The 19,939-nt window shown below is 40.2% G+C and carries 19 protein-coding genes; all 19 read left to right on the forward strand.

Features of this window, described 5'->3' with window-relative positions; translation table 11 throughout:
- Positions 1 to 12 precede the first annotated feature (12 nt).
- The 19 genes from ylqF (at position 13) to FXF36_RS12175 (ending at position 19,933) form a co-directional block, all read left to right on the forward strand.
- Positions 13 to 852, forward strand: coding sequence for a ribosome biogenesis GTPase YlqF (ylqF, locus tag FXF36_RS12085; RefSeq protein WP_151624428.1), 840 nt, complete (start codon positions 13 to 15; stop codon positions 850 to 852).
- A 172-nt stretch (positions 853 to 1,024) separates the two neighbouring features.
- Positions 1,025 to 1,558 carry a signal peptidase I gene (gene lepB / locus FXF36_RS12090; RefSeq protein ID WP_151625785.1) on the forward strand — a complete coding sequence of 178 codons (534 nt, stop codon included), beginning with the start codon at positions 1,025 to 1,027 and terminating at the stop codon, positions 1,556 to 1,558.
- A gap of 2 nt (positions 1,559 to 1,560) precedes the next feature.
- The gene (rnhB, locus tag FXF36_RS12095; RefSeq protein ID WP_151624430.1) at positions 1,561 to 2,325 is read left to right on the forward strand and encodes a ribonuclease HII; all 765 of its coding nucleotides are present in this window, start codon (positions 1,561 to 1,563) and stop codon (positions 2,323 to 2,325) included.
- Positions 2,326 to 2,344: 19 nt separating this feature from the next.
- Positions 2,345 to 4,237 carry a flagellar hook-length control protein FliK gene (locus FXF36_RS12100; protein ID WP_151624432.1) on the forward strand — a complete coding sequence of 631 codons (1,893 nt, stop codon included), beginning with the start codon at positions 2,345 to 2,347 and terminating at the stop codon, positions 4,235 to 4,237.
- 2 nt (positions 4,238 to 4,239) lie between these two features.
- Entirely contained in the window at positions 4,240 to 4,530 is a 291-nt protein-coding gene (locus tag FXF36_RS12105; protein ID WP_151624434.1) for an EscU/YscU/HrcU family type III secretion system export apparatus switch protein, read from the forward strand.
- Between the two features lie 4 nt (positions 4,531 to 4,534).
- A complete protein-coding gene (locus FXF36_RS12110; protein ID WP_151624436.1) occupies positions 4,535 to 4,894 on the forward strand; it encodes a YraN family protein in 360 nt (119 codons plus the stop codon).
- On the forward strand, positions 4,888 to 6,207 hold the full coding sequence (locus tag FXF36_RS12115; RefSeq protein WP_151624438.1) for a DUF512 domain-containing protein: 1,320 nt from the start codon (positions 4,888 to 4,890) through the stop codon (positions 6,205 to 6,207). The genes FXF36_RS12110 and FXF36_RS12115 overlap by 7 nt, the downstream gene beginning before the upstream one ends.
- 150 nt (positions 6,208 to 6,357) lie before the next feature.
- Positions 6,358 to 7,683: a ribosome biogenesis GTPase Der gene (gene der / locus FXF36_RS12120; RefSeq protein ID WP_151624440.1), complete on the forward strand. Its 1,326-nt coding sequence runs from the start codon at positions 6,358 to 6,360 to the stop codon at positions 7,681 to 7,683.
- Complete coding sequence (locus FXF36_RS12125) at positions 7,683 to 8,345, forward strand: glycerol-3-phosphate acyltransferase (RefSeq protein WP_151624442.1); 663 nt, start codon at positions 7,683 to 7,685, stop codon at positions 8,343 to 8,345. The genes der and FXF36_RS12125 overlap by 1 nt, the downstream gene beginning before the upstream one ends.
- A 125-nt stretch (positions 8,346 to 8,470) precedes the next feature.
- On the forward strand, positions 8,471 to 9,478 hold the full coding sequence (locus FXF36_RS12130; RefSeq protein ID WP_151624444.1) for an NAD(P)H-dependent glycerol-3-phosphate dehydrogenase: 1,008 nt from the start codon (positions 8,471 to 8,473) through the stop codon (positions 9,476 to 9,478).
- A 70-nt stretch (positions 9,479 to 9,548) separates the two neighbouring features.
- Positions 9,549 to 10,178, forward strand: coding sequence for a lactate utilization protein (locus tag FXF36_RS12135; protein WP_151624446.1), 630 nt, complete (start codon positions 9,549 to 9,551; stop codon positions 10,176 to 10,178).
- Between the two features lie 336 nt (positions 10,179 to 10,514).
- Positions 10,515 to 12,638, forward strand: a complete 2,124-nt coding sequence (nrdD, locus tag FXF36_RS12140; protein ID WP_151624448.1) for an anaerobic ribonucleoside-triphosphate reductase — start codon at positions 10,515 to 10,517, stop codon at positions 12,636 to 12,638.
- Positions 12,639 to 12,664: 26 nt separating this feature from the next.
- Positions 12,665 to 13,156 (forward strand): anaerobic ribonucleoside-triphosphate reductase activating protein, encoded by a 492-nt coding sequence (gene nrdG / locus FXF36_RS12145; RefSeq protein WP_151624450.1) that lies wholly within the window; start codon positions 12,665 to 12,667, stop codon positions 13,154 to 13,156.
- A 15-nt stretch (positions 13,157 to 13,171) separates the two neighbouring features.
- Complete coding sequence (dut, locus tag FXF36_RS12150; protein ID WP_151624452.1) at positions 13,172 to 13,609, forward strand: dUTP diphosphatase; 438 nt, start codon at positions 13,172 to 13,174, stop codon at positions 13,607 to 13,609.
- A gap of 78 nt (positions 13,610 to 13,687) precedes the next feature.
- The gene (locus tag FXF36_RS12155) at positions 13,688 to 15,613 is read left to right on the forward strand and encodes a DNA gyrase/topoisomerase IV subunit B (protein ID WP_151624454.1); all 1,926 of its coding nucleotides are present in this window, start codon (positions 13,688 to 13,690) and stop codon (positions 15,611 to 15,613) included.
- A 34-nt stretch (positions 15,614 to 15,647) separates the two neighbouring features.
- Complete coding sequence (locus tag FXF36_RS12160; RefSeq protein ID WP_151624456.1) at positions 15,648 to 17,888, forward strand: DNA gyrase/topoisomerase IV subunit A; 2,241 nt, start codon at positions 15,648 to 15,650, stop codon at positions 17,886 to 17,888.
- On the forward strand, positions 17,885 to 18,538 hold the full coding sequence (locus FXF36_RS12165; RefSeq protein WP_151624458.1) for an HAD hydrolase-like protein: 654 nt from the start codon (positions 17,885 to 17,887) through the stop codon (positions 18,536 to 18,538). Before FXF36_RS12160 ends, FXF36_RS12165 begins: the two co-directional genes overlap by 4 nt.
- Positions 18,525 to 19,166: a CPBP family intramembrane glutamic endopeptidase gene (locus FXF36_RS12170; protein WP_151624460.1), complete on the forward strand. Its 642-nt coding sequence runs from the start codon at positions 18,525 to 18,527 to the stop codon at positions 19,164 to 19,166. The genes FXF36_RS12165 and FXF36_RS12170 overlap by 14 nt, the downstream gene beginning before the upstream one ends.
- A gap of 32 nt (positions 19,167 to 19,198) precedes the next feature.
- Positions 19,199 to 19,933 carry an NfeD family protein gene (locus FXF36_RS12175; RefSeq protein ID WP_151624462.1) on the forward strand — a complete coding sequence of 245 codons (735 nt, stop codon included), beginning with the start codon at positions 19,199 to 19,201 and terminating at the stop codon, positions 19,931 to 19,933.
- Positions 19,934 to 19,939: the final 6 nt, after the last annotated feature.

Raw genomic sequence — 19,939 nt, forward strand, 5'->3', positions numbered from 1 at the left:
TTGAGGTGAAGTATGGAATTTCAATGGTATCCAGGGCATATGACCAAAGCCAAGCGTCAGATGCAGGAAGATATTAAACTTATAGATTTGGTTATTGAGGTTATCGATGCGAGATGCCCGGTTTCCAGCAGGAATCCTGATATAAATGGACTAGCCAATGGAAAGCTTAGACTGATTCTTTTGAACAAGTCTGATTTGGCGGATAAGTCTGTTAATCAGAAATGGATTGAGTATTTTAAAGCACAGGGGTTTTATTGTGTAGAACTTGACTCCCGCGACAGAAAGAATATGAAGGGCGTGCAGGCTACTCTTGATGAGGTTTGCGCTGCAAAGTTTGAGCGTGACAGGAAGCGTGGAATCAAAAACAGACCTGTTAGGGCTATGGTTGTTGGTATTCCTAATGTAGGAAAATCCACATTCATTAATTCCTTTGCAGGACGTGCAGTAGCTAAGACAGGCAATAAGCCAGGTGTTACAAAAGGAAAGCAATGGATTAAGCTTAATAAATCTGTAGAGCTTCTTGATACTCCAGGTATTCTTTGGCCAAAGTTTGAGGATAATACAGTTGGATTGCATTTGGCGTTTATCGGTTCCATTAACGATGCAATCATAGAGACAAGAGAGCTTGCCCTTGAGCTTGCTGATTTTCTTAAGGATAATTATCCAGGCGTTATGAATAAAAGATACGAGGTTAGTGAGGATGCTGTGAATCATGAAATTATCACTGAGATTGCAGCAAAGCGTAACTTTGTAAAGAAGGGGTCAGAGCTTGATTTTGATAAGGCATCGCAGGTTTTAATTGATGAATTCAGAAACGGAAGTTTAGGAAATATATCACTTGAAAGGCCATAAGGACATGAATATTATTGATTTTAATGAGGAAGAGCAGATTAAGAAGGATATTGAAAGGGCTAGAGCCAGTGTTGATGAGAGGCCATCGGCTACTATAAAGGGTAAGTCTAAATCTTCCAAGGATAATGGTGAGGTTTTCGAAGAAGAGGAAGAAAAACTTACTGCTGGTGTTATCATCAGAGAAATTATTAGCGTAGTAATAAATGTTTTAATTTGTTTTGCAGTTGTATTTGTTATCACTCAGTTCATCGGACAGAGAACTGTTGTTAGTGGTTCTTCAATGGAGGATACACTTTCTGATGGGGACAATCTTATTGTTGATAAGGTAAGCTACAAGCTCCATGATCCAGAGCGTTTTGATGTAGTTGTTTTTCCGTATCAGTATGAGGAGGATACTTACTATATCAAGCGAATCATTGGACTTCCTGGAGAATCTGTGAGAATTGATGGTGGCGGAAATATCTATGTTAACGATCAGCTTCTTACTGAAAATTATGGAACAGAGACTATTTTAAATCCTGGTTTGGCAAATACAGAAATTTATCTTGGACCAGGCGAGTATTTTGTTCTCGGAGACAATCGAAACAACAGTACAGATTCAAGATTCGAAGCTGTTGGAAATATAAAGGGAGATGATATTGTTGGTAAGGCATGGCTTAGAGTGTATCCATTCAATAGTTTTGGCCTTGTAGACAATATTGAATAGTTATGAGCGAGAAGAAAATTACCGATATTCAAAGAGAATATAAAGATACTGAGTTGGATGCGCTTCCATCATTTATAGAGGAATATATTAGTGATGGTCGTCCTGGTGTTTCAAAAATCATTGGTCAGGCTCAGAAGCGTATGGAAAAGCTTAGAGTTGAGCGTGAGAGAATTGAACGCCTAAAGGAATATGAGCGCAAATACTGGGATAAATTCGATTTTATTGGTGGTATTGATGAGGTAGGCAGAGGACCTCTCGCTGGTCCTGTAGTTACAGCCTGCGTTATTTTGCCAAAGGACTGTGATATTCTTTACATTAATGATTCAAAGAAGCTTACTGCTGCAAAGCGTGATGAGCTATATGAGGAGATTATGTCAAAGGCAATCTCGGTTGGCATTGGAGCTGCCTCAGAACAGCGTATCGACGAGATCAACATCCTTCAGGCAACCTATGAGGCAATGCGTCAGGCTATTTCAGAATGCAGTGTTGAGCCACAGGTACTTTTGAACGATGCTGTTACAATACCATCTGTAACAATCCCTCAGGTTCCTATCATCAAGGGTGATGCAAAGTCTATCACAATTGGTGCTGCCAGCATTATTGCCAAGGTTACAAGGGATAGAATGATGGTTGAATACGATTCTATTTATCCAGAATATCATTTTGCAAACAATAAGGGCTATGGCTCACAGGAGCACATTGAGGCTTTGAAAAAGTATGGCCCTTGTCCTATTCACAGAAGGTCATTTATTGGTAACTTTGTCTAACAGTACGTCGGGGTGAGCTATGAATATCAATACGGGCTTTAATCCATACAATAGCGGTATGATAGCAAACGCTGCCGACCGCACTAAAATGGCTTCCAGTCAGTCTCTAACTGGCTCTCCAACAGATACGCTGAAGGAGGGCGAGGTTTTTGAGGGCTCTGTGAACTCAATCGAAAATGGAAAAGTTGTTATTGGGCTTGCCAATGGTCAGACTATGAATGCTCGCCTGGATCCAGGTGTTAGTCTGGTCCCAGGCCAGTCAGTATTTTTTGAAGTTAAAAGTAATGATGGAAATTTAGTTCAGATACGTCCAGTAAATCTTAATGGACTTGATGCAAATCCTACACTTCTCAAGGCGCTTAGTTTTGCCAATATCACAGCAAGTGAGCGCACTATTAATATGGTCAATTCTATGATGCAGAATTCCATGTCTATTAATCCTGAGAATCTTACAGCTATGAATAGAGTTGTACTTAGCAATCCAGAGGTGGATGTACCAACTCTTGTTACAATGTCTAAGTATGGGCTTGAGATTACACCTGAGAATATTCAGATGTTTCAAAACTATGCAAACGATAAGGCTGCGTTGAACGATAATTTCCAGATTATCTCGGATATGCTTCCTAAGCTTATGGAGTCCGAGGAACTTTCTACTACTGATGTGATTAATCTAAATAGCCAGCTAAAGACTATTTTTGTAGATGGACTTGATAATGAAGCTGGGGCTCAGGGCCTGGTTAATGAAGCTGAAACATTGGACGGAACAGTGACTTCTAAGGATATCGTTCCTACAGCAAATCAGCAGAATACTGATGTTACCATAGCAAAGCCAGATGTTTTAGAGGCTTTTGAAACAGAGCCTGGGAAAAATATAATTGGTGAGGCTTCAGAAAAGACTGTTATTAACACACAACAAATGTCTCAGATGTCCGAAGAAGCCTTGGGTATAGAAACAGCTTCAACTGAGGCTGCTGCAAAGCCAGCTGGGGCTTTGCAGAATCAACAGGAGATGGAAAATGCCATTCGCCAGCAAAGTGGAAGTGATGTAGGCACTCAGGCTTTAAATTCCTTTGCCAGTGAAAAGCAGATTTCATCCTTTAATACGCTACTAAATAGTCTTCCAGATTTTCCAAAGGATAATTTGGAGGTGTTCGGTGAAAATGGAACATTAAAGGCTGATGCAAATATTAAAGAGGTCTTCCGTGAGATTACCAATTACTTTGAAAATCATCCTGATATTCCAAAGGAGACGTTAAATGATATAATAAAGACTCCTTTGTATAAGGGACTTCTTAAAAATCTCATTGCTGACAGTTTTTCAATGGAGCCAAAAAATGTTACAAAGCCTGGTGAGATTTCTAAGCTTTACGAGAGAGTATTAAAGCAGTCAGATGCGTTGGAAAAATTGGTTTCTGCCTTTAATAACAAGGCAGCTGAGACTATAAAGAATCAAACTGCCGAAATTAAGCAGAATGTAAATTTTATGAATTCTGCAAATGAAATGTATAATTTCGTGCAGATTCCTTTGAAAATGTATAATCAAAATACTGACGGTATGCTTTATGTCCGCCAGAATAAACGATCAAGCTATGAGGAGGGCGAGGAGATTACTGCCTTCTTACATTTTGATATGGAATATTTGGGACCGACTGATGTTTTCATCTCACTTAAAGAGGTGAAGGTTGGTTGTAAGTGGAATCTTGCTAATGAATCATCTCTTCAGCTTATAGAGGATAATATTGATATTCTTACAGAAAGGCTTGCAGCCAAGGGCTTTACTGTAACCTCGGAGATGACTTGTGGTGCGCCAAGGGCAAGCTTCGTTGAAGATTTTCTGGAAGCACCACCGATTAATACCGAGACAACCAGCGATGGACTTGTTCATAGATACAGCTTTGATATGAGGGCTTGATTATGGCGGAGGAGAAAAAGTTCGATAAGGATAAAACGGCGGTTGCACTGGCTTATGAGGCTGGAGATTCTGCTCCAAAGATTCTTGCTTCTGGAAAGGGATATGTTGCTGAGCAGATTATCGAGGAAGCAAAAAAGGCGGACGTACCATTTTATCAGGATAATGAATTGGCTCAGACCTTAAGTAAACTGAATATCGGAGATGCGATTCCTCCTGAGCTTTACGAGGTTGTTGCTGAGATTTTGGTTTTTGTAAATGATATGGAAAAGCTTAAGGCAAAGCTTGGAAAGTAATATAATGAATAACAGAAAACAAGGTAATGATTTTGAAAAAATTGCCTCTGAATTTCTAAAAAAACAAGGAATGACTATACTAAAACTTAATTTTTATTGTAAAATGGGCGAAGTCGATATTATTGCAAGGGATGGCAGTTATCTTGTTTTCATAGAGGTAAAATATAGAAAGAACACCGCCAAGGGTTCTGCTGCCGAGGCAGTTAATTTTAACAAAATGAGAAAGATTTGTCGCTGTGCTGATGTCTATATGATGACTAATAAGTGCCCACCAGACACTAGCGTAAGGTTTGACGTTATAGCAATAGAGGAAGGAAATTTAAAGCATTATAAAAATGCCTTTGAGTATATACCAGTATGTTAAATGCAAGTCATAAAATCGGACAGGTAATGGAAGGAAGCCCTGCTGAAAGGGCGGGCCTTATACCTGGCGATATTATTACTAAAATAAATAATGTTGAGCTTGTTGATATTTTCGATTATCACTATTACAGTGATGATGCGGATATCACTGTTGAGCTTCTCCATGAAGACGGAACAACAGAGAGCAAATTAGTTGAAAAGGAAGAGGGCGAAGACCTTGGCGTAATTTTTTGCAACGGTCTTATGGATGATTATAAATCCTGCTCAAACAAATGCGCATTTTGTTTCATTGATCAGATGCCACCTGGCATGCGTGATACTCTTTATTTTAAGGATGATGATACCCGTCTTTCATTTTTGCAGGGCAATTATGTTACTCTCACGAATATGAAGATGGCTGATTTAGATAGAATTATAGCTTATAAGCTTGGGCCTATTAATATTTCAGTACATGCTACTAATCCAGAGCTTAGAGTAAAGCTTCTTCATAATCGCTTTGCGGGAGATATCTTAGATAAGATAAAAAAGCTTTATGATGCTGAAATCCCTATGAATGCGCAGGTTGTTTCCTGCCCTGGCCTTAATGATGGTCCGGAGCTGGATCGTACTATAAGTGATTTGATGGAGTTTGCTCCTGTAATGAAGTCTATGTCTGTTGTTCCTGTTGGAGTGACGAAGTATAGAGACGGTCTTTATCCACTCAGAACCTACACAGCTGAGGAGGCTGGCAAGGTCATTGACCAGATTGAACACTGGCAGGATGTGGCAATGGAGAAATTTGGTAACCACTTCGTTCAGGCTTCTGATGAATGGTATATTCTTGCTGGACGCCCACTTCCAGAATCTGATAGATATGATGGATTTATTCAGCTGGAAAATGGCGTTGGGATGCTAAGATTACTTCATGAGGAGGTTTTAGATGCTCTTGAAGATATCAAAAAGCCTTTGTTCATGAAGAAACGTCATGTGACGATTGCTACAGGAAAGCTTGCGGCACCTTTTATGAGGCAGCTTGCAGATCTCGTTACTGAAAAGTTCAACAAGGTCACTGTAGATGTTGTCACTATCACAAATAAGTTCTTCGGTGAAGAGATTACGGTTTCCGGACTTATCACAGGACATGACTTAATAGAACAGCTTAAGGGGCGTGATCTTGGTGATAATTTGCTATTGTCTTGTACAATGCTTCGTGCACAGGAGGAAGTGTTCCTTGACGATATTACGTTGTCCGAGCTTGAAGAAACTTTACAAGTTCGCACCCGTATTGTACAATCAGACGGTCGCGATTTCGTATATGCGATTATAGGCAAATAAAGACTTTGCTGAAATCTTACGCTAACAATCAATATGAATTCTCCGCTCAGCTTAGAATGCTTCGCTTGAGAATTATATTAGATTGTTAGCTAGATTTCTCCGAGTTTTTTGATAGACGTAATTATATTTATTTGATAAGAGAGGTAACGTATGTCTAGACCAGTTGTGGCCATTGTGGGCCGACCAAATGTAGGTAAATCGACGCTTTTTAACGCGCTTGCGGGTGAGCGTATTTCGATTGTAAAGGACACCCCGGGTGTTACAAGAGATAGAATTTATGCTGACGTAAGTTGGCTGAACTATGATTTCACAATGATTGATACAGGCGGTATTGAGCCTGATAGTAAGGATATTATTTTGTCACAGATGCGTGAGCAGGCTCAGATTGCCATTGACACAGCAGATGTTATTATCTTCCTTGTGGATGTAAAGCAGGGCCTTCAGGATTCCGATTCAAAGGTTGCTGATATGCTCCGCAGAAGCCATAAGCCTGTTGTTCTTGTGGTTAACAAGGTAGACAGCTTTGAGCGTGATATGGCTGATGTTTATGAGTTTTATAATCTTGGAATTGGCGATCCAATTCCTGTTTCAGCAAGCTCAAGACTTGGCTTTGGTGATATGCTAGATGTTGTTGTCAGCTATTTCCCTGAGCCAACAGGAGAGACAGAAGAGGACGATACTCCAAAAATTGCTGTTATCGGAAAGCCAAACGTTGGTAAGTCTTCGCTTATCAATAAGCTTTGCGGCGAGGAGCGTGTTATCGTTTCTGATATTGCAGGAACAACTCGTGATGCTGTAGATACAAAGGTCCGTTATAATCACAAGGACTATATTTTTATTGATACAGCAGGTCTTCGTAGAAAGAGTAAAATCAAAGAGGACCTGGAGCGTTACTCAATTGTTAGAGCTGTTGCCTCAGTTGAAAAGTCGGATGTTGTTATCATCATGATTGATGCAACCGAAGGTGTAACAGAGCAGGATGCAAAGATTGCAGGTATTGCTCACGAACGTGGAAAGGGTATAATTATTTGTGTAAATAAATGGGATGCCATTGAAAAGAATGACAAGACCATGAAGGAGCATGAGGAGAAGATTCGTCAGGTTCTTTCGTTTATGCCTTATGCCACAATTCTTTTCATTTCTGTAAAGAGTGGTCAGCGTCTTGGTAAAATTTATGAGACAATAGATGCTGTAATAGAAAACAATTCGATGCGTATTGCCACAGGTGTGCTTAATGAAATCGTTACTGAGGCAGTTGCACTTCAGCAGCCACCTACAGATAAGGGTAAGCGCCTTAAGATTTTTTACACTACACAGGTTGCAGTTAAGCCACCAACATTTGTAATATTCGTTAATGAGAAATACTTAATGCATTTTTCTTATGTTCGCTATTTAGAGAATCGAATCAGAGATGCATTTGGATTTGAAGGTACATCTCTGAAATTTATAATTAGAGAGAGAAAGGAAAACGAATAATGATTATTGGGAGAATTGTTGCTGTATTAATTGGTTATTGCTTTGGCATGATTTTAATGGGGTATTTAATCGGTAAATCAAAGAATATTGATTTGACAAAGGTTGGCAGCGGAAACGTTGGTTCCACTAATACCATGCGAAATCTTGGCGTTCCTGCAGGTTTGATTACACTTGCTTGGGATTGCTGCAAATGTATTGTTGCAGGACTTTTTGTATGGCTTACCTTCAGCCGTTTTGTTGAGGGTGGCAATAGCTGGCCAAACATCTACATGATTTATGCAGGACTTGGCTGTGTACTTGGACACGATTTCCCATGCTATATGAAGTTCAAGGGCGGAAAGGGAATTGCATCTACACTTGGATTTATCATTGCCTTTTTCCCAAAGGCAGTTTTTATCCCAGCAGTTATATTTATTGCGATCGTAGCAATCACACGTTATGTATCCCTTGGTTCAATCATTGGAGTACTTTCCTTTGCGGTAGAGATGCTTGTTGCAGCACACTTTGGAATTCTTCCGTTTGAGGGCACTGAGCTTGTAGAAGTTCTTGTTATCTGCGTATTCGTAGCTGCACTTGGCATCGTGTTACACCACGCCAATATCAAGCGTTTATTAAATGGCAACGAAAATAAATTTTCTTTTCACCCAGAAACAAGGGCTTAATGATTGATAAACTAGCTGGTAGGCAACAATCTCTTTATGTTACTCAAGGAGCCAATCTCGCGACGGAGTGACATAAAGGATTGTAGCTGTAACCAGCGAGGCTTTTATAAAGACTAGAGGTATTTATGGCTAGAATTAGTGTATTAGGAGCAGGAAGCTGGGGCATAGCTCTCGCTGTAATGCTTAATAAAAATGGGCATGAAGTAACCGTTTGGTCTCACCGTCAGTCACAGGTGGACCAAATGAACGATACTCATACCAGTGATAAAATCAAGGGCGTTCGTTTGCCGGAGTCTTTGGTTTTTACAGCAGATATTGAGGCAGCTTCAAAATCTGCTGATGTTGTTTTAATTGCTGTTCCTTCAAAGGCTACTCGTGAGACTGCCGAGAAGATTAAACCTTTTGTTAATGACAATCAGATATTTATTACAGTTACAAAGGGTATCGAGGAAGAAACTCTCTTCACCCAGACAGAGATTTTAGAGGATGTACTTGGCTCGTCAAAGAAGATTTGCGTACTTTCAGGTCCAAGCCATGCTGAGGAGGTTGTAGTTTTTAAGCCTACCCTTGTTGTAGCAGGTTCTACAGATCGTCAGACCTCATTGTTTGTACAGAATCTTTTTATGAATAAATATTTCAGAGTATATTCATCACCAGATGTAAAGGGAATTGAGGTTGGTGCAGCTCTTAAGAATGTCATCGCTTTGGCGGCAGGTATGTCTGACGGTCTTGGTTTTGGCGATAATGCAAAGGCAGCTTTAATTACTCGTGGTATTAAAGAGATTTCTGCTCTTGCTGTTGCAATGGGAGGACAGGCTGAGACTCTTGCTGGTCTTACCGGTGTAGGTGATCTGATTGTTACCTGTTCTTCAATGCATTCTCGCAACCGTATGGCAGGTTTTTATATTGGACAGGGAATGTCAAAGGATGATGCCATGGAAAAGGTTGCCATGGTAGTTGAGGGCGTGTACTCTGCAAAGGCAGCTAAGAAGCTTGCTGAGAAATATAATATTGAGATGCCAATAGTAGATGTGGTTAATTCTGTTTTGTTCGAGGGATTGTCTGCAAAGGATGCAGTCTATGAACTTATGACTCGTTCAAAGAAGGATGAGACCTCAGATCTTGAGTGGTAATATTATGTACTTTAAGGTGATTAGTAGAGATACTGATCACCTTTTTATAAAAGTTTAGGAGGAGGCTATAATGAACGAGAATATTGTTAAGAGAAACGAATTGTTGGTGCAGAAGGTTATCAAAGGTCTTGAATCCAGAAACATGAAGGGGTATTACGCTGCAGACAAGGAGGAGGCTTTAAAGCTGGCACTTGAGCTGATTCCAGAGAATTCGTCAGTTACTATGGGTGGTGCAATGTCTGCTCATGAAATTGGTCTGGTAGACTCACTTAAGAATGGTAATTATAACTTTATTGATAGAGATGCCGAGCCGGATAAGAGAGCGGCTATGCTCAAGGCTTATGACGCTGATTATTTTATTAGTAGTGCCAATGCAATCACGGAAGATGGGATTATGATAAATATCGATGGTAATGCAAACCGCGTTTCTGCTATCGCACAGGGTCCAAAGCATGTGCTTTTTATTGTAGGTATGAATAAGGTCTGCCCAGATGTTGATTCAGCTATGAAGCGCGCTCGCAATGTGGCAGCTCCAATTAATGCACAACGTTTCGGATTAGCAACTCCTTGTGTTAAGACAGGCTCTTGTATGGATTGTAAATCACCTGACACAATCTGCTGCCAGTTCCTTATGACTCGCTACTCGCGCCACGCGGATCGTATAAGTGTAATTCTCGTTAATGATAATTTGGGATTTTAGATTTCGAAAAGCGCCTTGTAAATCTAGGCAAGCGCGAGCAGGAAGGCTCCATGCCAAGCTAGGAGGGCGCCCCGAAGGGGAAGGTTGCCTAGCGAAGGTATGGAAGGTGGCCTGCGGGAGCATGTAAAACTAATTTGGCGCTTTTTGTGTTTCAAATGTGTCTGAAAAGTGAAACTTTATTTAGTGGTACGTGAACCTATTGACTACTAGATGATGTGGTGGTAGTATAACACTATCAACACAACATCTAGTAGTTTTTTAATTGTATTTACTAGATGTTGACAGAATTTTCAAAAAATTATTCGCATTTTTACGATAAATAACCTGGAGGTTAATATGAAGCGCTTTGTAGTTAAAAAGGATGGCGCACTTGAGCCATTCGATGTACAGAAGGTAGTAGAAGCAGTTGGTAAATCAGCAACACGTGTGCTTGTAAAATTTACTCCTGAGCAGGAGAAGTTCATCTGTCAATTCGTTGAGGAAAGAGTGGAGGAGCTTAACCTTGAAAAAATTGAGATTGCACAAATGCATAACATTGTTGAGGGTGCTTTGGAGCGTGTTAATCCTATGGTGGCAAAGTCTTACAGGGATTATCGCAACTATAAGCAGGATTTTGTACAGATGTTGGATGATGTTTATAAGAAGTCTCAGAATATCATGTACATTGGCGACAAGGAGAATTCTAACACTGACTCGGCTTTAGTTTCTACGAAGCGTTCATTGATTTTCAATGAGCTGAATCGCGAGCTTTACAAGAAATTCTTCCTTACAACCGAAGAAGTTCAGGCAATCCGTGATGGTTATATTTATATCCACGATATGAACGCCAGACGTGATACTATGAACTGCTGTCTTTTCGATGTAAAGTCAGTACTTGAGGGCGGTTTCGAGATGGGAAACATCTTCTATAACGAGCCTAAGAGTCTTGATGTAGCTTTTGATGTTATTGGTGATATCGTTCTTTCTGCTGCAAGTCAGCAGTACGGTGGCTTTACAATTCCACAGGCGGATCAGATTCTTGAGAAATACGCTCAGATTTCATACGATAAGTATTTGAACAAATATCTTGAGCTTGGTATTTCAAAAGAAAAGGCTGAGGAAGTTGCCATGTCAGAGGTACAGCGCGACATGGAGCAGGGCTTCCAGGGATGGGAGTACAAATTTAATACAGTTGCTTCTTCAAGAGGAGATTATCCATTTATTACAGTAACTATCGGTCTTGGTACCTCCGTATTTGCAAAGATGGCTTCAAAAGCCTGCCTTAAGGTTCGTTCAATTGGACAGGGAAGGCCAGGCTTTAAGAAGCCAGTCTTATTCCCAAAGATTGTTTTCCTTTATGATGAAAAGCTTCATGGTGTGGGTGGTGAGCTTGAGGATGTATTTGAGGCAGGTATCGACTGTTCCCGCAAGACAATGTATCCTGATTGGCTTTCACTTACTGGTGAGGGCTACATCGCCAGCATGTACAAGAAATACGGCAAGGTTATTTCACCAATGGGATGCCGCGCATTCCTTTCACCTTGGTATGAAAGAGGCGGCATGAAGCCTGCAGATGATGAGGATGTGCCAGTATTTATTGGCCGTTTCAACATCGGTGCGGTTTCACTTCATCTTCCAATGATTCTTGCTAAGTCACGTCAGGAATCAAGAGACTTCTACGAGGTACTTGATTACTATCTTGAGATGATTAGAAAGCTTCACATCCGAACCTATGCGTACTTAGGTGAGATGAGAGCCAGCACAAATCCTCTTGCTTACTGTGAAGGTGGCTTCTACGGTGGACATCTTGGCTTCCATGACAAGATTAAGCCACTTTTAAAGGCTGCTACAGCATCATTTGGTATCACAGCCTTTAATGAGCTTCAGGAGCTTTACAATGGCAAGTCACTTGCTGAGGATGGCGAGTTTGCTCTTGAGGTATTGAGACACATCAATGAAAAGGTCAACCAGTTCAAGGAGGAGGATGGCAATCTTTATGCTATTTACGGTACTCCAGCTGAGAACCTTTGCGGACTGCAGGTAAAGCAGTTTAGAAACAAATACGGTATTGTTGAAAACGTATCTGACAGGGAATATGTTTCAAACTCATTCCATTGTCATGTTACTGAAGATATTACACCAATCGAAAAGCAGGATAAGGAAGGACGCTTCTGGGAGCTTTCAAATGGTGGAAAGATTCAATATGTTCGTTACCCAATTAACTACAATCGCGATGCAGTTAAGACATTGGTTAGACGTGCAATGGCCAAAGGATTTTATGAAGGTGTAAATCTTTCGCTTTCATATTGCGATGACTGCGGACATGAAGAGCTTGAAATGGACGTATGTCCAGTATGCGGCAGCAAAAATCTTACAAAAATCGACCGTATGAATGGCTATTTATCATACTCTCGTGTGAAGGGAGACACACGTCTGAATGAAGCCAAGATGGCAGAAATCGCCGACCGTAAGTCGATGTAAGAAATTGTGGACTGGAGAATAATGTAATGAATTATCATAATATTACTAAAGACGACATGCTTAATGGTGACGGACTTCGTGTAGTCTTGTGGCTAGCCGGCTGCGACCATCACTGTGAAGGCTGTCAAAATCCTATAACTTGGGATCCTGAGGGCGGTCTGAAATTTGATGAGGCTGCCAAAGATGAATTGTTTGAAATATTGTCTAGAGATTATATTTCAGGAATCACATTTAGTGGAGGTGATCCATTATTTCCTGGAAATCGAAAAGAAGTGACGGAGCTTGCCCGGGAGATTAGGGAGAGGTTTCCCGGCAAGACCGTCTGGCTCTACACAGGCTTTACTTACGAAGAAATTAAATCTCTAGAAATTATGGAATATATCGATGTTCTGGTTGACGGAGAATTTGAAATTGCTAATATAGACTTACAGGCTAAATGGAGAGGAAGCATCAATCAGCGAGTTATTGATGTTAAGCAGACCAGAACCTTAGGCCAGATAGTACTTCACGTAGACTAGGAGAATAATTGTTTTATGAATATTAATATCACTAAGCTTACAGATTCTGCAAAGCTTCCTGAGCGTGGCTCAGAATATGCTGCAGGATATGATTTATTTGCTGATGTTGCTGAGGACACAATCATTAAGCCTCACGAGACAAAGATGATTGGTACAGGACTTGCAATGGAGATTCCTGTGGGTTACTTCGGCGGAGTTTTCGCTCGTTCTGGACTTTCTGCAAAGGAAGGACTTAGACCAGCAAATTGTGTCGGGGTTGTTGATTCCGATTACAGGGGAGAAGTTAAGGTTGCACTTCACAATGATGGGGAGGTTGAAAGAGTTGTAACACCAGCTGAAAAGATAGCTCAGTTGGTGGTTGTACCTTTCCTTTCAGTAGAGTTTTCAGAAGTATCACAGCTTTCTGAAACAGTCCGCGGAGAGGGCGGATTTGGTTCTACTGGCAAACACTAGAATTTAAAGATTTGGCGCCTGGATTTCCCAGACGCCTTTTCGTCTGTTTTACTATATTTTGAAAGAGAGTAATTGTTTATGGCAAAAAAGGTAAACTATGATGCAAGCTCCATTTCTGTATTGGAAGGGCTTGAGGCCGTTAGAAAGCGTCCTGGAATGTATATCGGTTCCACATCACGTAAAGGTTTAAACCACCTTATTTATGAAATTGTCGACAACTCTGTTGATGAGCATTTAGCAGGAGAATGCGACACTATATATGTTACTTTGGAAAAGGATGGCAGCTGTACTGTTGAGGATAATGGTCGTGGTATCCCTGTTGGAATGCATGCAAAGGGGGTGAGTGCTGCCCGTCTTGTTTTTTCTACGCTTCATGCAGGTGGAAAGTTTGATGACAGTGTTTATAAAACATCCGGCGGTCTTCATGGTGTTGGTTCTTCGGTTGTAAATGCTCTTTCTGAGTACATGGTTGTAGACATTTCCCGCGAGGGCTATATCCATCACGATCGTTATGAACGAGGTGTTCCAACTGAGGAGTTGGTTGACGGTCTTCTCCCAAAGGTTGGCAAGACAAATAAGCACGGAACGAAGATTAATTTCCTTCCTGATTCTGAGATTTTTGAGAAGACATATTTCAAGGAGGATGAGGTAAAGTCTCGTCTTCATGAGACTGCTTATCTTAATCCGGGGCTTACCATTAACTATGCTGATTTGCGTGGCGAGGAGCCAGAGTATCTTACATTCCACGAGCCTGATGGAATCAAGGGCTTCGTAAAGGAGATTAATAAGACCGCTGAGACTCTTCACGATGTTGTTTATTTTAAGGGAGCAGCAGACGGAATAGAGCTAGAGATTGCTTTTCAGTACTGCAACGAGTTCAAGGAGAATATCCTTGGTTTTTGTAATAACATTTATAATTCCGAAGGTGGTACTCATATCACTGGCTTTAAAACTGTTCTTACAACAGTTATCAATAACTACGCCCGCGAGCTAGGAATTCTTAAGGACAAGGATGCTAATTTCACTGGTGCAGATGTCAGAAATGGTATCACGGCAATCGTAAGTATCAAGCATCCTGACCCACGATTTGAAGGTCAGACTAAGACTAAGCTTGATAACCCTGATGCCTCAAAGGCTACACAGAAGGTTTGTCAGGATGAGTTAGTCCTTTTCTTCGACAGAAATTTGGAAACTCTTAAGGCCATTATTTCCTGTGCAGAAAAAAGTGCGAAAATCAGAAAGTCAGAGGAGAAGGCTAAGACTAATCTTCTTACAAAGCAGAAGTTCTCATTTGATCAGAATGGAAAGCTTTCTAATTGTGAGTCGAGAGATGCAAGCAAGTGCGAAATCTTCATCGTAGAGGGAGATTCCGCTGGTGGTTCTGCAAAGAAAGCAAGAAACCGTATGTATCAGGCTATCATGCCTATTCGTGGTAAGATTCTTAACGTTGAGAAGGCTTCAATGGACAAGGTCCTTGCCAATGCAGAAATCAAGACTCTTATAAATGCTTTTGGCTGTGGTTTCTCAGAAGGCTATGGAAACGATTTTGATATTTCAAAGCTTCGTTATGACAAGATTGTCATTATGGCCGATGCCGACGTGGATGGTGCCCATATCAGCACACTTCTTCTGACCTTCTTCTACAGATTTATGCCAGAGCTTATCAGAGAAGGTCATGTTTATATTGCAATGCCACCTCTTTACAAAGCAATCCCTTCAAAGGGGGATGAGGAATATCTCTACGATGATGTTGCTCTTGAAAAATATCGTAGAAAAATGGAAGGTAAAAGCTTTACACTTCAGCGATACAAGGGTCTTGGTGAGATGGATGCTGATCAGCTTTGGGAGACAACTCTTGACCCAGAACGTCGTAAGCTTAAGCTTGTAGAAATCGAGGATGCACTTATGGCATCTGAGGTTACAGAACTTCTCATGGGTAGTGATGTAGCTCCTAGAAAAGAGTTTATTTACAAGCATGCAAAAGAGGCTGAGATTGACGCCTAATCCCATTAAATATAAGAAAGGGTAATTTTTAAAAATGCCACAGGAAATAATTAGAACAGAATATTCTGAGATAATGCAGAAATCCTTCATTGACTATTCAATGTCTGTTATTCTTGCCCGTGCAGTTCCAGATGTTAGAGATGGTCTTAAGCCTGTACAGCGTCGTACACTTTACGACATGTATGAGCTGAAGGTTGATTATAATAAACCATATAAAAAGTCTGCTCGTATCGTCGGTGATACAATGGGTAAATATCATCCACATGGCGACAGTTCGATTTATGAGTCACTGGTTGTTATGAGCCAGGATTTCAAAAAGAGCCTTCCACTTGTTGATGGTCACGGAAACTTTGGTTCAATCGAGGGAGATGGTGCCGCTGCAATGCGATACACAGAGGCTCGACTTGCAAAGGTTGCCCAGGAGGTTTATCTTGCTGACCTTGATAAAAATGTAGTAGATTTCGTGCCAAACTATGATGAGACAGAAAAGGAGCCAGAGGTTCTTCCGGTTCGTGTTCCAAACATTCTTATCAATGGTTCTGACGGAATTGCTGTAGGTATGGTTACATCTATTCCACAGCATAACCTTGGTGAGGTTATTGATGGCGTTATCGCCTACATGAAGGATCCGGATATTAATACAGCTCAAATGCTAAAGCATATCCCTGGACCAGATTTTCCAACAGGCGGTATCATCACAAATAAGGATGATCTTCTTGAGATTTATTCAACAGGAGTTGGTAAAATCAAAATCCGTGGTAAGGCTGAAATCGAAAAGATTAAGGGTGGTAAGGAGCAGATTGTAATTACAGAGATTCCTTATCCAATGATTGGTGCCAACATTGGAAAGTTCCTTAATGATATTTACTCACTTGTTGAGACTAAAAAGACAAATGACATTACCGATATTTCAAACCTTTCTTCTAAGAATGGTATGAGAATTATCGTTGAGCTTAGAAAGGGCGCTGATGCTCAGAATGTGCTTAATCTTTTATACAAGAAGACACGTCTTGAGGACACCTTCGGTGTAAACATGCTTGCTGTTGCTGATGGTAAGCCAGAGACTCTTGGTATAGTCCCAATTATCAGACACCATGTGAATTTCCAGTATGAGCTTTGCACTAGAAAGTACACACATCTTCTTGGCAAGGAACAGGACAAGAAGGAGATTCAGGAGGGCTTAATCAAAGCTTGTGACGTTATCGATTTGATTATTGAAATTCTTAGAGGTTCTAAGGATGTTAAGATGGCAAAGGCTTGTCTTGTTGATGGAATCACAGCTGGAATTAAGTTTAAGTCACAGCAGTCAAAACGTGATGCTGAACAGCTTCATTTTACAGATCGTCAGGCGCAGGCAATCCTTGAGATGAGATTGCAGAAGTTAATCGGTCTTGAAATTGAAGCCCTTAGAGGAGACTATGACGAGACTCTTGCCAAGATTGAAAAATATCAAAAGATTCTTGGCTCACGTGCTGAGATGGCAAAGGTTATCATCAAGGATCTTCAGTCAATCAAGAAGGAATATGCTCGCGAGCGACGTACTATAATTGATAATGTAGAAGAAGCTGTTGTTGAGGAGAAACCAATTGAGGTTATTGATGTGGCAGTTCTCATTGACAGATTTGCTTATGCACGTGTTGTAGACATGCCAACTTACGAGCGTAACAAGGAGGCTGCTGAGACAGAGTGCAAGAAGATTGTATTCTGTAAGAATACCGATAAGATTTGTCTCTTTACCAACAATGGAGATATGCACACAATTAAGGTATTAAGCCTCCCATTTGGAAAGTTCAGAGACAAGGGCCAGCCTATTGATACTGCTGAAAAGGGCTCTAAAATTGACCTTACCAAGGAGAACCTTCTTCTTGCAGATTCAATGGAACACATTATCTCTAAGAAATTATTGTTTGGAACAAAGCAGGCAATGATTAAGGTTGTAGATGGTTCAGAGTTTGACGTAAGTCGAAAGCTTATTGCCGCTACAAAGCTTAATGACAAGGATGAGGTAATCTGCGTCAAGGTATTGAATGAGGGAGATACTGTGGTTATGCAGTCAGCAAAGGATATGTTCCTTAGAATTGATGGAGCTACCATTCCTGAAAAGAAGAAGGCTGCTGCAGGTGTTCGTGGAATTAAGCTTGCCAAGGGAGATGAGCTGGTAAATATTTATGTATTAGGTGAAGGAGAGTCCTTGGAGGTAGAGGTTAAAAACAAACCAGTTGCCTTAAATAGACTTCACATAGGTAGCCGTGATACTAAAGGTGTAAAGAAATGATAAAAAATGTATATTTTGACTTAGATGGTACACTTATCGATTCTGCTCCCAGTATAATCACTTGTATTAAACGTACCTTGGAAAAATATGGTTATGACATCCCTGATTATTCAACTCTATTAAAATGCGTGGGCCCACCTTTCACTAAATCATTTCCTGAATATCTCCATGTAAGAGATGAAGATTTTGTTGAGATGGTTGCTTATTATCGCAATTTATATGATAAGGAAAATGGGTGCTTGGAGGTCGAAGTTTTTGAAGGAGTAGAGGGACTTTTAGGGGCTTTAGTGAAAAGAGGTTATTGCCTTGGTGTCTGTACTTCTAAACCTGAGGCTGTTTCAAGAAAAATATTAGGGCATTTAGGTATTGATAAATATTTTACTGAAATATGTGGTGCGACTTTAGATGCAAAGGTAAATACTAAAGCGCAGGTTCTTGAGCTCTGCTTTAAACGTTCACCTTGGCATTTAAAGGATGAAACAATTCTTATTGGTGATACTGAATTTGATTGTATTGGTGCTAATTCAATTGGTATTGACTGCGTGGGAATAACTTGGGGCTCTGGAACCAGAGAAGATTTAGAGCACCATGGGGCTGTTGCAGTTTTTGATTATCCAGATGAGGTATTAAACTACATTGAGACCAATTAGATTCAATAGAGTATTTCAGATTATATATCCGCTTACGGTTTATTTTGTTATTTATCAGCTTGGGGCGGGGCTTTTGATAGATGCTTATGGAAATCGATATGGTAGATTGTTGTGCCTGTTGAGTGCTGCAACTATTTCAATCATTCCGATGACAATAATCTATCGGGCTTCACCTAGGCTAGTACCAGAAGCTATTAGAAACAAAAGGCAGGTATTAATTTATCTGCTTTATGTTATTTTAGTGGTAGCGGTTGGAATTGTTACAAATATTATTTTGACCAAAAGCGGTATTGTTGCAAGATCCTCAGGATTTGAAAAGGCTAGCAGTACGCTTACAGATGGCTCATTATTAATTAAGTTATTATGCAATGTAATTGCAGTGCCAATTCTTGAAGAATTGCTTGTGAGGGGAATTGTAGCAGGGCAGCTTTGCTTATGGTACGGACCTGTCATTTCTGTTGTTTTATCATCAATTTGTTTTGGTATTCTACATAATAATATAGTACAATTCATATATGCTCTAATCGTTGGTATTGCACTTGGCGTGATGTATGTAAAGACGAAAAGACTATCCCTTTGTATGCTTGCCCATGGGCTTATCAATCTTACAGTTATTTTATTTAGTTAGAGAATTCTTTAAGGATTAAGGGGGACGTTTGTATGTCAAAAAGTAATGAAGAAATTAAGGATTCTAAGGTGGCGCTGGTAGCCCATATCGTCACATCACTTGTTTTTATCGCATTAGGTGTATGCTTATTGACTCTTGATGCTAGCCTTATTTCTACCATTGCCTATTCATTTTCTGTACTTGCCGTTGGCATTCTATTTATTGTATTTGGCGCATGGTATATGATTAAGTATTTCTTCAATCACGAGTATATTAAGCTTACCAATTACGGTTTTACAATGGGTGTTATCTTGGTAATAATTGGCGCTATATTTATTTTCCAGGCAAATTATATTTCTGCTTATATTGATGCTTTGGTTTGCATTATTGGAATTATTTTAGGAGCAGTAATGCTTCAGCAGTCCTTTGCTCTTTTTCATATCCAAAGAGGTACCTGGTTTTTAAGCCTCATTTTTGGACTTGCTACAGTTGGTGTCAGTATTGCAATCCTTGTTCTTACACCTTGGAAGTTTTTTGATGGAACAATTTATTCATGCGTTTATATGATTGTTGTTGGTGGATTATCGCTTTTCTCCCTTCTTTTGATGGGAATTGGTCTTCATGATCATAAGAAGGATAGCGATAGAAATTATTCCCGCAACATGGAAGATTCACCACTTTCTGCAAAAAAAGCCAGCGATGAGTCAATTTTTGAAGATGAACCTTTTGTTGATAATGTAGAGACTGTTTCACTTAATGAGACAGAGGATTCTTTATTTGAGGACTAGGAAAAA

This window comes from Pseudobutyrivibrio xylanivorans, from assembly GCF_008935055.1.
Taxonomy (GTDB): domain Bacteria; phylum Bacillota; class Clostridia; order Lachnospirales; family Lachnospiraceae; genus Pseudobutyrivibrio; species Pseudobutyrivibrio xylanivorans_A.